The 14,937-nt window shown below is 56.5% G+C and carries 18 protein-coding genes, 2 tRNA genes and 1 riboswitch; of the genes, 8 read left to right on the top strand and 12 right to left on the bottom strand.

Annotated elements, in window-relative coordinates; all coding sequences use genetic code 11:
• Positions 1 to 7: 7 nt before the first annotated feature.
• The 5 genes from GQF03_RS01900 to GQF03_RS01880 are packed head-to-tail and all read right to left on the bottom strand — an operon-like array spanning position 8 to position 2,564.
• Positions 8 to 373 carry a cation:proton antiporter subunit C gene (locus GQF03_RS01900; RefSeq protein ID WP_161337493.1) on the bottom strand — a complete coding sequence of 122 codons (366 nt, stop codon included), beginning with the start codon at positions 371 to 373 and terminating at the stop codon, positions 8 to 10.
• Entirely contained in the window at positions 373 to 1,434 is a 1,062-nt protein-coding gene (locus GQF03_RS01895; RefSeq protein ID WP_161338081.1) for a DUF4040 domain-containing protein, read from the bottom strand. The genes GQF03_RS01900 and GQF03_RS01895 overlap by 1 nt, the downstream gene beginning before the upstream one ends.
• A 28-nt stretch (positions 1,435 to 1,462) precedes the next feature.
• Positions 1,463 to 1,801, bottom strand: a complete 339-nt coding sequence (gene mnhG, locus GQF03_RS01890) for a monovalent cation/H(+) antiporter subunit G (RefSeq protein ID WP_162858402.1) — start codon at positions 1,799 to 1,801, stop codon at positions 1,463 to 1,465.
• A complete protein-coding gene (locus tag GQF03_RS01885) occupies positions 1,801 to 2,088 on the bottom strand; it encodes an MrpF/PhaF family protein (RefSeq protein WP_161337492.1) in 288 nt (95 codons plus the stop codon). Before GQF03_RS01885 ends, mnhG begins: the two co-directional genes overlap by 1 nt.
• A complete protein-coding gene (locus tag GQF03_RS01880) occupies positions 2,085 to 2,564 on the bottom strand; it encodes a Na+/H+ antiporter subunit E (RefSeq protein ID WP_161337490.1) in 480 nt (159 codons plus the stop codon). Before GQF03_RS01880 ends, GQF03_RS01885 begins: the two co-directional genes overlap by 4 nt.
• 298 nt (positions 2,565 to 2,862) lie before the next feature.
• Between GQF03_RS01880 and GQF03_RS01875 the strand changes: the two genes are divergently transcribed.
• On the top strand, positions 2,863 to 3,432 hold the full coding sequence (locus GQF03_RS01875; protein ID WP_161337488.1) for a cold-shock protein: 570 nt from the start codon (positions 2,863 to 2,865) through the stop codon (positions 3,430 to 3,432).
• Positions 3,433 to 3,477: 45 nt separating this feature from the next.
• Here GQF03_RS01875 and GQF03_RS01870 read toward each other — a convergent pair whose 3' ends face one another.
• From GQF03_RS01870 to GQF03_RS01860, 3 genes are all read right to left on the bottom strand, one after another.
• Positions 3,478 to 4,416 carry an ABC transporter substrate-binding protein gene (locus GQF03_RS01870; RefSeq protein ID WP_161337486.1) on the bottom strand — a complete coding sequence of 313 codons (939 nt, stop codon included), beginning with the start codon at positions 4,414 to 4,416 and terminating at the stop codon, positions 3,478 to 3,480.
• Entirely contained in the window at positions 4,417 to 5,211 is a 795-nt protein-coding gene (locus GQF03_RS01865) for an ABC transporter permease (RefSeq protein ID WP_161337484.1), read from the bottom strand.
• On the bottom strand, positions 5,211 to 6,017 hold the full coding sequence (locus GQF03_RS01860) for an ABC transporter ATP-binding protein (protein ID WP_161337483.1): 807 nt from the start codon (positions 6,015 to 6,017) through the stop codon (positions 5,211 to 5,213). The genes GQF03_RS01865 and GQF03_RS01860 overlap by 1 nt, the downstream gene beginning before the upstream one ends.
• Positions 6,011 to 6,116, bottom strand: a riboswitch (TPP riboswitch). (Overlaps the previous gene by 7 nt.)
• Before the next feature lie 46 nt (positions 6,117 to 6,162).
• On the opposite strand from GQF03_RS01860, the gene GQF03_RS01855 reads away from it, so the two are divergent.
• The 6 genes from GQF03_RS01855 (at position 6,163) to GQF03_RS01830 (ending at position 8,427) form a co-directional block, all read left to right on the top strand.
• On the top strand, positions 6,163 to 6,633 hold the full coding sequence (locus GQF03_RS01855; protein ID WP_161337481.1) for a DUF192 domain-containing protein: 471 nt from the start codon (positions 6,163 to 6,165) through the stop codon (positions 6,631 to 6,633).
• A 15-nt stretch (positions 6,634 to 6,648) separates the two neighbouring features.
• Positions 6,649 to 7,080 (top strand): PaaI family thioesterase, encoded by a 432-nt coding sequence (locus GQF03_RS01850; protein WP_161337480.1) that lies wholly within the window; start codon positions 6,649 to 6,651, stop codon positions 7,078 to 7,080.
• A 75-nt stretch (positions 7,081 to 7,155) separates the two neighbouring features.
• Positions 7,156 to 7,232 (top strand) — tRNA-Pro (locus GQF03_RS01845).
• A gap of 170 nt (positions 7,233 to 7,402) precedes the next feature.
• Positions 7,403 to 8,020 (top strand): PA14 domain-containing protein, encoded by a 618-nt coding sequence (locus GQF03_RS01840; protein WP_161337478.1) that lies wholly within the window; start codon positions 7,403 to 7,405, stop codon positions 8,018 to 8,020.
• Positions 8,021 to 8,027: 7 nt separating this feature from the next.
• Positions 8,028 to 8,330: an ETC complex I subunit gene (locus tag GQF03_RS01835; protein ID WP_161337477.1), complete on the top strand. Its 303-nt coding sequence runs from the start codon at positions 8,028 to 8,030 to the stop codon at positions 8,328 to 8,330.
• A gap of 20 nt (positions 8,331 to 8,350) precedes the next feature.
• A tRNA-Arg gene (locus tag GQF03_RS01830) sits at positions 8,351 to 8,427 on the top strand.
• Between the two features lie 55 nt (positions 8,428 to 8,482).
• Here GQF03_RS01830 and ald read toward each other — a convergent pair.
• Positions 8,483 to 9,601, bottom strand: a complete 1,119-nt coding sequence (ald, locus tag GQF03_RS01825) for an alanine dehydrogenase (protein WP_161337475.1) — start codon at positions 9,599 to 9,601, stop codon at positions 8,483 to 8,485.
• A gap of 52 nt (positions 9,602 to 9,653) precedes the next feature.
• On the opposite strand from ald, the gene GQF03_RS01820 reads away from it, so the two are divergent.
• Positions 9,654 to 10,199: an Lrp/AsnC family transcriptional regulator gene (locus tag GQF03_RS01820; protein ID WP_338401302.1), complete on the top strand. Its 546-nt coding sequence runs from the start codon at positions 9,654 to 9,656 to the stop codon at positions 10,197 to 10,199.
• Positions 10,200 to 10,202: 3 nt separating this feature from the next.
• On the opposite strand, the gene GQF03_RS01815 is transcribed toward GQF03_RS01820, so the two are convergent.
• The 3 genes from GQF03_RS01815 to GQF03_RS01805 all read right to left on the bottom strand — a co-directional run bounded on the left by GQF03_RS01815 (position 10,203) and on the right by GQF03_RS01805 (position 14,919).
• Positions 10,203 to 10,970, bottom strand: a complete 768-nt coding sequence (locus tag GQF03_RS01815) for a crotonase/enoyl-CoA hydratase family protein (protein WP_161337473.1) — start codon at positions 10,968 to 10,970, stop codon at positions 10,203 to 10,205.
• A gap of 111 nt (positions 10,971 to 11,081) precedes the next feature.
• Entirely contained in the window at positions 11,082 to 11,282 is a 201-nt protein-coding gene (locus GQF03_RS01810) for a hypothetical protein (RefSeq protein ID WP_161337472.1), read from the bottom strand.
• Positions 11,283 to 11,289: 7 nt separating this feature from the next.
• Positions 11,290 to 14,919 (bottom strand): hydantoinase B/oxoprolinase family protein, encoded by a 3,630-nt coding sequence (locus GQF03_RS01805; RefSeq protein ID WP_161337470.1) that lies wholly within the window; start codon positions 14,917 to 14,919, stop codon positions 11,290 to 11,292.
• Positions 14,920 to 14,937: the final 18 nt, after the last annotated feature.

Genomic DNA, 14,937 nt, shown 5'->3' with positions numbered 1-14,937 from the left:
GGTCATGTCAGTCCTTGTCCTCCATTTCGAGGATTTCATCTTCGTCAATGGTTCCAAAGGTTTCCCGGATACGCACCACAAGGGACAGGCCCAGCGCCGTCGTCGCGATGCCGACCACAATGGCCGTGAGGATCAGCACGTGCGGCAACGGGTTGGAATATACGGGCGCCATCCCATCGGCGCCGGTTTCGACAACGATCGGGGCGGTGCCGCCGTCGATCTTGCCCATGCTGATGTAAAAGAGGAAGACGGAAATCTGAAAGAGCGAGAGCCCAATCATCTTTTTCACAAGATTGGACCGGCTCATCACCGTGTACAGGCCGATCATCAGCAGGATGATGAAAATCCAGTAATTGAAGAAGCCGAAGGACATCAGTTTCTCTCCTTCCCCGGCTGTTCCGCATTCGTCGATGTCTCGATCAGTAATTCCGGCCGGCCGACAAACGCATAGAAAATCGCCAGCATCGCCGCCGTCACCGTTATGCCGACGCCAAGTTCGACGAGCAGAATGCCAAGATGCTGTCCGGCGACGGGGTCACTTGACAGGACATTGTAGTCGAGGAAGTTTCCACCCAGCAGCATGCTCACGACGCCAACGCCGCCATATAGTAAAACGCCGGCGGAAATAAGAAAAAGGATCGCCTTTTCATTGACAACCGCCCGTGCGAAATCAAGACCGAAAACAAGCGCATAGAGGATAATTCCGGCGGCAAAAATCACCCCAGCCTGAAATCCGCCACCCGGGCCGTAATCGCCATGGAACTGCACATAAAGCGCAAATACGAAAATGAAGGGCACCAGCAGCTTTGATATGACATGCGGGACAAGATCGTGCGCGCTTCCTAGCCCGCTAATGCTGCCGCCCTTGCCGTCCCGGAGCGGCGGGTCCTCCGTCGTTACCTCTTTTTTGCGCCGACGCCGTTGCCGCAAGATCAATAACACGCCGATCCCGGCCGTAAAGATCACGGTTGTCTCGCCAAAGGTATCATAGCCACGATAACTCGCCAGAACCGACGTTACCATATTCGGAACGCCTATTTCCGTCGGGCTATCCTCGATGTAACGGGGGGCCACATGGGTATGGACGGGGTTGTCCGGCTGGCCATAGCGCGGCATTTCATAGGTTGCGTAATAAAGCACGGCGCCGACCGCAAGACAGACCGCGAGAGGGCCGGGCGCAAATTTCGATTTCTCGCGTTCCTGAGATCCGACAAGGGCAAGGGTGCCGATATAGAGAACCGTGCTGATGCCGGCGCCGACGGCGGCTTCGGTAAAGGCGACGTCGACGGCGTCGAGGCTGATGAATATCAGCGCCATGGTGAAGCTGACGATACCAAGGAGCATCGTTGCGACGAACAGATTGCGCACCGACAGGACCGCCAGGGCACCGGCAATCAGCAACAGCATCAGAAATACATCAACAAAAGCGGCTATGGTCTTGTCCCCTCTCGATTAATTCAGATTAGTCGGTTTCGTCTTTGTCTTCAGATTCGCTCAGGCCGTCGAGTTTCGGCTTCAATCCGGCGACGAAACTCGCTTGCGCCAGCGCATAGGACGCGGTCGGGCCGGTAAAAAAGACGAAGGCGATCACCAGCAGCAACTTGACGGTCACGAGCGAAAATCCGCTTTGCAGTGAAAGTCCGACAAATATCAGGAATGTCGCGAGCGTGTCCGCCATGCCGCCTGCATGAATGCGCGTGTAGAGATCTGGCAGGCGAATGAGGCCAAAGCCGGTGATCAGGAGCAACAGGCTGCCGGCAAGGAGCAGGACCCAGGTTCCGATGTCCAGCGCCAGTTCCATTATGCGTTATCCGCCGGTTTGGACAGCGTACCGCGCAGCGTGCCGAATTTGAAATATTTCAGGACGGCGAGCGTACCGATGAAATTGACCAGCGAGTAAACCAGCGCGAGATCGAGAAAGTCCGGCCGGCCAGACAGGAAGCCCATGACGCCGATAAGAAGCACCGTCTTGGTGCCGATGGCGTTGGCGGACAGGATCCGGTCGTAGGAAGTGGGGCCCAGAATGGCCCGGACGAGCGCGAGGGCGATGCTGACGAGAATGGCAATCGCGGTTATCGCATATATCATGAGGTCGCCTCCATCACCTTTGTCACGCGCCGGTCCATATCGCCGCTCATCACTCCCTGGGCGGAGATCTCGGTCAGGGCATGAACCATCACCTGATCCCCGTCAAGGTCCACCGTCACCGTTCCGGGCGTCAGAGTAATGGAATTCGCGTAAATCACCTTGCCGAGATCCGATTTCTGGCTGGCCGTCACCATGAACATGCTCGGGCGCAGATTCTTGCTTGGGAACAGGATGCATTTCGCGACGTCCAAATTCGCCTTGAAAATCTCGATGAACAGCCATCCCCAATAGAGAAAAATACGCGGTCCGAGTTGCAGCGGATGACTTTCATGGTCGATAACGTCCATGCGGTAGGCGATAAGGGCGGAAAGCAGACAGGAGGCAATGCCAAAGCCGGTGATCAGCGGCGTGTAATGCCCTGACAGGAGAAGCCAGACAGCCATGAGGACGAGAAACAAACTAACGGTTCTTAACAACGTCTTGCACTTCCTGTTGTCAGTATTGGTTATCGTTTTTTGGGAGCGCCACCCCTTGGCGCGTGAAAGCTTTGGCACGTATATGCCATGGGAATTCCGCTGCCGCAAGTATCAACCGCGCGTTAATCCCGACATGTTGCCGGTCGCCCATTCGGATGGCAACTTTTGTTGCCTCTATTACCTGTACTTTTGCATTTAATACTCAACTAATTCGAATATTGAAATTTTACTTAATATTGTGTTAAACTGTTGTTCTGGCGAGGCGTCAACAAACGCCTGTCAAGTTCGGGAGTATTATATGACAGCCAAAATTGAACAATTACGGAGTAAGCAGGAAGATACAAAATCGAACGAGTCCCCGGAAACAACCTTTGAGATGACAGGCCGCGTTAAATGGTTCAACACGGTCAAAGGTTTTGGATTTTTAACGCCGAATGACGAGCCGGGCGATATCTTTCTCCATCTTTCCTGTTTGCGCGAAGCTGGCCATGAGTATGTGGCAGAGGGTGTAAGCGTAACTTGTGTTGTTGTGCGACGGTCGAAAGGTCTGCAGGCAATCAAGGTGCTTGATATTGATACGTCGACGGCTGTTCCTTTTGAGCCACGGGTACCAGAGAAAAACAATGTCACTAACCACCCAGCCGTGCAGCCTCAGGGAGATTTCGTCGAAGTCGAGGTTAAATGGTTTGATCCCGTAAAGGGATATGGCTTCCTGACACGCGGGGACGGGACGCAGGATATTTTCGTTCATATGGAAACCCTGCGCCGTGAAGGAGCACTACCGGTTCAGGCGGGCCAGCGGATGAAGGTCCGTATTGGTGATAGCCCGAAAGGACCGCAAGTCGCGGAAATAGAGCGTCCGGAATAACTTATTCCGGATTGCTCCTGTGTCTTTCCCGAATGATTGAGAGTGTCATTGCAATACGATGGCATAGTCATGGACTGGCAAAATCGTCTTAATGAGGCCCTGCGCCTGCATGAAGGCGGCGAAGCGGTGGTATCTGGCGGCATCGAGCGCCGCCGGGCGTAGGGCGAAGCGGGGCAGGGTCGACGCGAAGGCCCGCCGGTTCAACTCGTCATCCAACTCCTTGTGATTTTTGATGAACAGCTTCCAGCTGTCTTCCGGATGATTGACGAGATATTGCGTTGCTTCCTCCAGCGCCTCGACAAAAGATTTGAAGCGCGGGTCATCCAGTTTGCCGCTGTTGGCGACAAGGATCAGTTCATCATATGCGGGAACGCCTTCCTCTTCGGGATAGAATGCCCGTCCCGGATAACCTTCGATATCCATCTGGTTGAGCTCGAAATTCCGGAAGGCGCCGATAACCGCGTCGACCTGGCCGGAGAGAAGGCTCGGTGAGAGGGAGAAATTCACGTTAATCAGGGTGATGTCGTCGAGTGATATATTATGGGGCGCAAGCATTGCCTTCAGGATCGCCGTTTCAAATCCGCCAATGGAATATCCGATCTTTTTCCCCTTCAGATCGGCGAGGCTTTCAATCGGGCCATCCTTTAATACCACGAGGCTGTTGAGTGGGGTTGCAATCAACGTCGCGATACGCTTGAGCGGCAAGCCTTCGGCCACCTGGAGATGGAGTTGCGGCTGATAGGAGATGGCGAGATCGGCCTTTCCCGCGGCGACCAGCTTGGGCGGATCATTGGGATCGGCCGGCGCAATCATTTCCACGTCCAATCCGTGCTTTTTGAAAATTCCCTTTTCCTCGGCAATGATCAATGTCGCGTGATCCGGGTTGACGAACCAGTCGAGCAGCACCGTCAGCTTTTCCGATGCGGCGGCGGCCGTGCTCTGGAGCAAAAAGGCGAGGATAAGGGGGAATATGATCCGGTTCATTTACAAACTCCGTTGTTGACTGTGAAGGTCGGTCTGATCGGCGAGCCACGGCAAGGCAAGACGAAGACCGTGGTCGATCAGGTAATAAAGAAGAAGCGCCATGACCGTGAGAACGAGCAGGCTCGCGAACATGAGGTCGGTCTGCACGCGTGCATTCGCGTGCAGCATCAGATAGCCGAGGCCAGAGGATGCGCCGACCCATTCGCCGACAATCGCCCCGATCGGCGCGATCGCCGCCGCCACGCGGATGCCGGAGGCAAGCGAGGGCAGGGCAAAGGGGATCTTGATGTAACGATAGAGATTAAGGGTGTTGCGCAAGCGGCGCCGGCGGCCCGATTGCTGCAACAGCGCGGCCAGATTGAGCCAGGCCGGGTGGGTGCGGTTGAGGCCATCAAGAAAGCCGACGGTGACAGGGAAATATATGATCAGCAGGCTCATCACGATTTTCGGCGCAAGTCCGTAACCGAGCCACAGCACGAGAAGCGGCGCGATGGCAAAAACCGGGATCGCCTGGCTGGCAATCAGAAGCGGAAAAACCCATTGTTTTACGGGGCGGTAGGCAGAAATCAAAACAGCTGACACCATACCGAAGACAAGACCAAGAAAGAGGCCGACCAGTATTTCAATCAATGTTGTGAGAGCGTTCTCCGCGATCAGTCCGGCATGGCTGTAGAGCGCCTCGGCGACGACGAGGGGCGAGGGCAGCATGAACTTCGGCAGGTCAAGAAGGGCCGTCAGCGATTCCCAGATCAGGATCAGTCCGCCAACTGTGATGAGGATGCGCAAAAGTTTCATCACGCGTCCACCGGTTCCCCGGCGAGGCGGGTCATGATTTCGGAGTAAAGTCGCTGCAACGCGTCATCCGACGGATCTCGTGGTATCGCGCCTGCCGGCGTTAGCGGCAAGGACAATCGCGCCGGATGTCCCGACAGCACGTGAATAACATGGCCGAGACGGAGTGCCTCCATCGGGTCATGGGTGATCAGGAGAACGGTGCGACCGGCCAGCATTCGCGCCGCAAGTGCCTGCAGGTGATATTTCGTGATCGCGTCAAGCGCGGAAAAGGGCTCATCCATCAGGACGACAGGCGCCTCCTCCATCAGAGAGCGGGCGAGGGCGACGCGCTGGCGCATGCCACCGGAAAGAGCGTCCGGCCGGGCGTCGCGCCATTTCGTCAGGCCGACCTGGTCGAGAAGCGCCATCGCACGGGCCGTATCCGGCGTGTCTCCGCGCAACCGATCGCCGATAAGGAGATTGTCGAGTACCGTCGCCCACGGCAGGAGCAGGTCCTGCTGATCCATATAGGAAATCCGTCCCTTCAGCGGGTCGCCATCTGTGGTGACCAGAAAACTGCTCTCCGGCGGGGGAAGGAAGCTTGCGAGAATTTTCAGGATGCTGCTCTTGCCGACGCCGCTTGGGCCGAGCAGGCAGGTGATCTTGCCGGGGGACAGGGTCAGATCCAGATCGGTGAGGATCGTGTCGCCGTCGAATACAAGCTCCTTGAGCTTTAAATTCAGGCCGACCGCGGGCGCTCCTTGATCGCGCGATGTATCAGGGATAGGCTCCGATAATTCGGAATTGGCTGAATCTTCCGGTTCCATTGATATCTCGTTCCTACGCAGGTATTAACCTGATCAGGTGATCGGGGTCGTTCCAAAGACCGGAACCTCTCAGCCAAATCGGCTCCCCCCGAGGGACCTTTACTATAGAGAATTTAACCGAACGGGCAAAGGATAATTCATCGGGATGATGGACCGGGTTAAAAAGCATGGCGGCAGGGTCGTCTTCGCGGCGTTGGTCCTGATTTTGGTGGCGGCCACCGCGGTCGCGCAGGGCGCAACGGAAAGGCTGATCGTCAAAACAGCCGACCGGCTACTGGAATTGCAGGTTGAGATCGCCGACGATTCCGCCGAGCGGAGCAGGGGCCTGATGCACCGTGAAATGTTGCCGCCGATGCAGGGGATGCTCTTTGATTTCAACAAGACCGTCGCGATTACCATGTGGATGAAAAACACGAAGATACCCCTCGATATGTTCTTTGTGGATGGGCGCGGAAAAATTCTCTACATTAAGGAGAACTCCGAGCCCTTTTCGATCGAGTTGATCTCTGCCGATAAGCCTGCGCGCGCCGTGTTGGAGGTGAACGGGGGATTCGCGCGGGAAAATTCTGTCGGGGTGGGCGACATGCTGCTCCACCGCCTGTTTGAAAATAAGTAAAAACCGGAAACAATAATGAACAAGCAAGACACCAGAAACCGTCCCATTCCCGAAGGATTCGTGCCCGCCGACAGAAAGGCGCCCTTTACCATCGCGAATGGTCCCTTCTTCGAGAAAATATCCGATGACAACAAACTCGTTCGCGCCTTTTATGTAGAACCGAAACACCTGAACAGCATCAAATTCGCCCATGGCGGCATGTTGATGACCTTCGCGGATTCCGCGCTGGCGGCGGTTGTTTTTCACGAGACCGGACGCCGCTGCGTCACCATCAAGATGAATTCCGAATTCTTGCGGCCGGCCCGTGAGGGCGACTGGGTGGAATCCGATGTCGAGGTCATTCGCAGCACACGGACGGTCGTTTTCGTCCGGGGCAGCCTCAAAGTCGGCCAGAAGGCCATCTTCAAGGCGGACGGCATCTTCCATTATGTGCATGTCGGCAGCTAGCAAATTTATTGGCAGAATTGCTCAATTCCGCCTTGCGGGCGCGGGCTTGATGGTATAGATCATCAGCTCATCTTTCGGGGCATAGCACAGCCTGGTAGTGCGCTCGCTTTGGGAGCGAGAGGTCGCAAGTTCGAATCTTGCTGCCCCGACCATCATAAAAGCTTTGCAATTCAGAAGATTGCAAAGCTTTTTTATTTCCGAAATTAGCTGATTATTTGGTCTTCGGTCTCATTTTTCACCGCAAATCCGCTTTCGATTGCCGTTCGTCGATTTTTCATTAGAATATCAGAAGATTTTTCTTTTGGTGGAGGCGACGAACCGGATGGGTGGCAGAAATTTTATTGGGCTGTTGTGGCGAGCCATTCGCACGACGGCATTCATTGCGGGTCTCCTTGCGGTGCCGCTTGTTGCGCAGGCAGAGACATTTTCCGGACTGAAGCCGGCCTCGCCGCAACCTGACGAAGCCAACCTGAAGCCGGGTCTAGCCGTCAAATATTACGGCGTCAAAGTCGACAGCATCAAAGAGCTTGAAGAGAATATGGGATATATGGACGGCAAGCCGGGCACGCCCATACCCATGCTCAATTATCAGGTCGGCCAGGGCAATGTCCTGACCTCCAACAGCAACGACATGGTCGGCGCCATCATCACGGGTTATATCAAGATGGCGGAGCCGGGCCGCTACGTCTTCATGGTGCATTCCAATGACGGCGTCTGGATTGCGATCGGCGACAAGCTGATTTATGAAGACCCCGACGTCCATGCCGACCGCTTCTCTGATGAAATAGTTGTTGAGATTTCAGAGCCGGGCTGGTATCCGATCCACATCAAGTATTTCGAGAAGAAAAACACCTCGACATTGGAACTTTACTGGGAAGCGCCGGGTTTCGGCGAATTGGATTATGTCCCGGCCGAGGTGTTCAGTCATTTAGTGGAGTGACCGGATAATGGCAGCAAAGGCACGAATATTTCAACCGGCGAAGAACGCCATGCAGTCGGGCCGCAAGGGCACGAAACGCTGGCGTCTTGAATATGCTCCGGCTGAGGCCAGATATGTGGAGCCGCTGATGGGCTGGACGGGATCGCGCGACATGAACGCGGAAGTCCGTATCGATTTCGAGGACAAGGAAAGCGCCATCGCGTTTTGCGAAGCCAACAACATCGACTATACGGTGTATGAGCCGAAGACGCGGCGCCTTCATCTGAAGGCCTATGCAGACAACTTCTCCTATTCGCGTGTGCGCGGATAAACCAAACTGTCGCTAACAACGGCCCCGTAGCTCAGCTGGATAGAGCAATTGACTTCTAATCAATAGGTCGCACGTTCGAGTCGTGCCGGGGTCGCCATCGATGAAAAAGCCCGGCTGAATAAAGCCGGGCTTTTTGCGTTTTCCAGCTGAACTCAGACTTTAAGGGCGACGTCAACCGGTGTGTAGTCGAGCTTGAGATCCTGTGCGACGGGCTCGCAGGTGATCTTTCCGTTCCAGACGTTGAGGCCATTGGCGAGATGCCTGTCGTCCCGAAGCGCCTGCTTCCATCCCTTGTCGGCGATCCGGAGGGCATGGGGCAGGGTCACATTGTTGAGCGCATAGGTCGAGGTGCGGGCAACGCCGCCCGGCATATTGGCGACGCAATAATGGACGACGCCATCGACGACATAAGTTGGGTCCGCATGCGTGGTCGCCTTGGAGGTTTCGAAGCAGCCCCCCTGATCGATCGCGACATCGACAATCACCGCACCGTCCTGCATCGTCTTCAGCATTTCGCGCGTCACCAGTTTCGGTGCGGCTGCGCCGGGGATCAGGACGGCGCCGATCACGAGGTCCGCCTCTTTCACGAGGCGCTCGAGAAGGGCGTTCGTCGAATAGATAACCTTGGCGGAGGATTCAAAATGATTTTCCAGCCGTTCCAGCGTTACCGGATTGCGGTCGAGGATGGTGACATCCGCATGCAGGCCGATGGCCATTTGCGCCGCATTAAAACCAACGACACCGCCGCCGATGATAACGACCTTACCCGGCGCGACACCGGGAACGCCGCCGAGAAGCACGCCGCGCCCGCCGTGGGATTTTTCAAGCGCCGCCGCGCCAGCCTGCACCGACATGCGCCCGGCAACCTGGCTCATGGGTTTGAGGAGCGGGAGGCCACCGCTGTTGTCGGTGACGGTTTCATAGGCGATACAGACGGCCCCTGACTTGATCAGGTCATGGGTCTGTTCCGGGTCCGGGGCAAGGTGGAGATAGGTATAGAGGATTTGCCCCTCGCTGAGCATGGCCCGTTCCACCGCCTGCGGTTCCTTTACCTTAACGATCATGTCTGCGCGGGCGAAAATTTCTTCTGCGGTGTCAACGATTTTCGCGCCAACTGCTTCATAGGCCTCATTCAATGCGCCGATACCTTTGCCCGCATCGGTTTCAACGAGTACTTCATGTCCATGCGCGACGAGCTCTCCGGCACTTTCCGGCGTCAGCCCGACGCGATATTCATGGTTTTTGATTTCTTTGGGTGTTCCAACCTTCATGCCCATCGCTCCCTGCTAGGTGATTTAATCGATAGAGGGATTATAGCTTTTTATCGCCGATATTTTTTTCGAAATTTATTTCAATGTTACCCGATTTTGGTGTAAAATCCTGCTTTCGACACAAATTTCAGGAAAATATTCAATAGATCACTTTGATCGTAAAATATTATCTGAACTGCAGATTGACTCCGATAAATCCATTTCCGAGATTGCGGAGAAGGTTAATCTTTCGCTTTCCGCCTGTCATCGGCGCATTAAAATGCTGGAAGAAGCAGGGATAATAGACGGCTATGCGGCCCGTCTGGACCGGCATGCCCTCGGACTAGAGGCAGATGTATTTGTTGAAATTTCACTCACTTCGCAAAGTCAGGAAACGTTGAACCAGTTTGAAAAAGCTGTGATGTGTTACGACGAAATTCTGGAATGCCATCTGACATCGGGGAATGCGGACTATATTGTCCGGGTGGCCGCACGGAACGTGCCGGATTATGATCGTATCCACCGAAATTGCCTGACGAAATTGCCGCATGTTGCCAGTATGCGCTCGACCTTTGCCCTTCGCGCCATCAAGCCCTGGAAAGGCTATCCGGTTCAGTAGGCGCTATTTAAAGGTACCATGGCGGCCTTCACCGTCGGCAAACCGCGCGGCGCCGGCCTGGGCTTCCTTCTGTTTCGCTTCCTCAGCCGCCAGCATTTCGAAATGTATCGCTTCGGCATCGGTTTTTCCTTGTTGCGCATAAACGCTTTCCCGATCGGACAGCATCGCAATCTGCGGAAAGTCGGCGATTTGCTGCGCCAGCTCTTCCGCCGCGGCGCGGGCCGTGCCATCGGGCACGACGCGGGTTACCAATCCCATGGACAGGGCTTCCTGCGCCGATACGGGGCGGCCGGTCAGCATCATGTCGAGGGCCGGGCCAAGGCCGATCACACGGGGTAGGCGGACCGTCGTCCCGTCGCTCATCGGCACGCCCCAGCGGCGGCAGAAAATCCCGAAAACAGCTGATGCATCGGCGATGCGGATATCGCAATAAAGGGCAAGTCCCATACCGCCGGCGACCGCATGGCCTTCCACGGCGGCGATCAGCGGCTTTGACAGCGGGGCATGAAATGGCCCTTCAGGATGGCCCGCCCAGGCCTTGTAATCAACACGGGTCGCCGTTTCCTTGAGGTCGGCCCCGGCGCAAAAGGCGCCGCCCGCACCGGTCACGACCGCCACCCGCTGGCTGTCGTCGGCCTCGAAGGCGCGAAAGGCTTGCGCCAGCAAATCGGACGATTCCTGGTCGAGTGCATTGCGCACTTCCGGGCGGTTGATGATGATCGTGGTCACCGGGCCCTTGGTTTCGATGCGTATTTTTTGCTTTTCTGTCATGTCTTCTCGTCCCCGTCCACCGCAGCAGCCGCACCAGTTCGGCGGGCGCCTGCTCCCATGGTAAGGGATGAGTCCCGATCATGTGTAGTTATTTCTGGACCTGTGACGGCGTCAGTGGATGCGCTTGGTCACGAAGCCCTTCTCGCGCGGGTACTTTTCCTTGATGCAGCTCTCTGCCGCCTGAGGGCTTTCTGCCTCGACGGAGAAGCGGCAGGGCGTCGCCCAGCGCATGGAAATATGGGGATGTTCCCGGTTGTTATCGAGGGCGTCTCGCGCCTCGGCATTGTAAACTGAAAAGACGTATGTACTCATAGCCAGCTCAACTCTTTACTCTTTCACTTGCGGTTCCGAATCCGCCACCGCCAGGGGTTTCAATCACTATGGCATCCCCAGGAGACAGCTCAGTTTCGTCATTGCCCTTTAACTCTATATGTTTTCCGGAGGTGAGGATAGCGTAATTGCGCCCTTTTTTACCCGGTTTTCCGCCATTCAGCCCATATGGGTCCGTTTCCCGGTGAGAGGTGAGAAGGGTCACCGTCATGGGCTCGAGAAACCGCATTTTGCGGATGGCGCCGTTGCCGCCGGAAAATTTGCCCGCGCCGCCGGACTGTTTTCGGATCGAGAATTCCTCGACAAGGATCGGGAAGCGCTGTTCCAAAACTTCCGGATCGGTCATGCGGGTATTGGTCATATGGCTGTGCACCGCGTCGGTTCCGCAAAATCCGTTTCCGGCGCCGGTGCCACCGCAAATCGTCTCGTAATTCTGATAGGTCTCATTTCCATAGATGAAATTGTTCATGGTCCCCTGGCTGGAGGCGAGGACGCCAAGCGCGCCAAAGAGAGCATCGGTAATCCCTTGCGAGACTTCGGTGTTTCCGGCGATTACGGCGGCCGGATATTCCGGGCTGATCATGCTTTTTTCCGGGATAATCAGCTTGAGGGGTTTCATGCAGCCCTCGTTGAGCGGGATATCGTCGCCGACGAGGGTCCGGAAGACATATAATGCCGCCGCCTTGCAGATGGCGACCGGGGCGTTGTAGTTGCCGCTATCCTGTGGCGAGGTGCCGGTGAAATCGATGGTTGCCTCGCGCGCCTTTTTATCGACCGAGACGGCAACGCGGATTTTCTTGCCGCCGTCAAATGCGTAAGTAAAGGATCCGTCCTTCAGGACATCGAGGACGCGGCGGACCGATTCCTCGGCATTGTCCTGGACATGCCCCATATAGGCCTTCACCACCTCCACGCCAAACTGGTCGATCATTTTGCGAACTTCGCGAAGGCCGGTTTCATTGGCGGCGATCTGTGCCGACAGATCGGCGATATTCTGGTCGATATTCCGGCACGGATACCTGCCCGAAGCGAGAAGCGCCCGTGTCTCGGTCTCGCGAAACCGGCCTTCCTCGACGAGGAGGAAATTGTCAATCAGCACGCCTTCTTCTTCGATAACCTTGCTGTCCGGCGGCGCTGAACCGGGCGTCCGGCCGCCGATATCGGCATGATGACCGCGGGAAGCGACGTAGAAAAGAATGCTCTTGCCCTCTCGATTGAAGACCGGCGTGATCACCGTGACGTCCGGCAGATGCGTGCCGCCGTTATAGGGGGCATTTAGCGCGTAGACATTGCCGGGTTTCATGCAGCCTGCATTCGCGGCAATGACGGACTTGATCGATTCCCCCATGGAACCGAGATGGACCGGGACATGGGGTGCGTTGGCGACAAGATTGCCTTGCGCATCGAAAATGGCGCAGGAAAAATCCAGCCGTTCCTTGATATTGACCGAATATGCCGTGTTGGAGAGAGTCGCTCCCATCTGTTCGGCGATCGACATGAAGAGATTATTGAAAACCTCGAGCATGACCGGGTCGGCCTCGGTCCCGATGGCCTGCCGCTTTGGCTTGGCAAGATACCGATTGACGAGAAGATGCCGCCGGGCATTCAGGGTGGCGCGCCATCCGTCCTCGACGACGATTGTGCCCGTGGGTTCGATGATAATGGCGGGCCCGGTAACCTGCTGACCGGGGCGCATATGGGACCGGTCAACAAGCGGCACGTCGCGCCATTGGCCGGAGACATACATCCTGACGCTATCCTGCGGCTCGGTTTCCCCTTCGACAAGGGGATCATTGCTGAGCGGATCGATATCCGTTTCCGTCCGGCCGACAACCTCGATAGAGAGCGCTTCGATCACGAGCCCGCGCTCTTTTGCAATAAATCCGAAGCGTTGCCGATGGGCATCTTCAAACGCCGCTCTCATGGCGTCGGCGGATCCGACGTCGACGAGAAGGGTCGCATCCGTTCCCTGATAGCGGATATGCGCTTTTTGGATATGCGCGAGATGCGCTTTTTCAACGTCCTGCGCCAGCACTTCCGCCTCCGCCTCGGCGAGGAGCGGGGCGGCAATCTCCTTAAGTTTTTCCTCAGCCTCCTCATCGAGCGGGATGTCGAGCTGGGCCTCGCGCATCGCACGGATATCGGCGAGACCCATGCCGAAGGCCGAAAGGACGCCCGCGAAGGGGTGAATGAAAATGCTTTTCATGTCCAGCGCATCGGCAACCAGGCAGGCATGCTGCCCGCCCGCGCCGCCGAAACAGTTCAACGTATAGTCGGTGATGTCATAGCCGCGCTGGACTGAGATTTTCTTGACTGCATTTGCCATATTCTCGACGGCAATCCGGAGAAATCCCTCCGCGACCTCTTCTGGTGTCAGGGACTGCTGTCCGGAGGATGCGGCGATCTCCTCTGCCATCGCGGTGAATTTATCGCGGACCGCCTCCGCGTCGAGCGGTTGATCCGCCTTTGAGCCAAAGACTTTCGGAAAATAGTCCGGCTGAATTTTTCCCAGCATGACATTACAATCGGTGACGGCGAGCGGCCCGCCGCGGCGGTAACAGGCCGGTCCCGGATTGGCACCGGCGGAGTCTGGCCCGACGCGATACCGGCTGCCGTCAAACTTGAGGATTGAGCCACCGCCCGCGGCGACGGTATGGATATGCATCATCGGTGCGCGCAGCCGCACGCCGGCGACCTCGGTCTCGAAACTCCGCTCGAACGCGCCATCATAGTGGGTGACGTCGGTCGAGGTTCCACCCATGTCAAACCCGATGAGGCGGGTAAGCCCGCTCATGCCGGCCGTGCGGGTCATGCCGACAACGCCGCCCGCCGGGCCCGACAGGATCGCATCCTTGCCCTGAAAGAGGCCGGCATCGGTGAGGCCGCCGTTCGATTGCATGAACATCAGCCTTGGACGTCCATTTTCCGCATCTATGCCGAGTTCGTCCTTCACTTGATTGACATAGCGCCGGAGAATCGGTGACAGATAGGCATCGACCATTGTCGTATCGCCGCGCGCCACCAGCTTGATCAGCGGGCTCGTCTGGTGGCTCGTCGAGATTTGCGTGAAGCCGATGTCGCGGGCGATTTCCGCCGCCCGGTTTTCATGCCCGGGAAAGCGAAAACCATGCATGAAGTTGATGGCCACGGCACGAATACCACTATCGAACGCGGTGCGCATGCTGGTTTCAAGTTTGGCGTCATCAAGCGGGATCAGGACTTCACCCGCGGCGTTCAAACGTTCTTCCGCTTCGACAACTTTTTCGTAGAGGAGTTCCGGCAGCTTGATATCGAGATCGAATATCCGTGGCCGGCTCTGGTAGCCGATCCGGAGCGCATCACCGAAACCCTTCGTCGTCACATAAAGAGTGCGGTCGCCCTTTCTCTCAAGCAGCGCGTTGGTGGCGACAGTGGTGCCCATCTTGATGCTGCGGATATGACGCGTGATTTCACCCGGATCGGCCTCATCCTTCAGAAGATCGCGGATACCCTGAACTGCGGCATCCCGGTATTGCTCGGGATTTTCCGACAATAGCTTGTGGGATACCAGCGTTCCGTCCGGCCGTTTGGCCACGATATCCGTGAAGGTGCCGCCACGATCGATCCAGATCTGCCACATAACGTTATAAGTCCTTTT

The sequence above is a fragment of the Sneathiella chungangensis genome (assembly GCF_009882935.1).
GTDB classification, from domain to species: domain Bacteria; phylum Pseudomonadota; class Alphaproteobacteria; order Sneathiellales; family Sneathiellaceae; genus Sneathiella; species Sneathiella chungangensis.
Note: the sequence above shows the minus strand (reverse complement) of the source record. Positions and strands in the feature narration are given on the sequence as shown.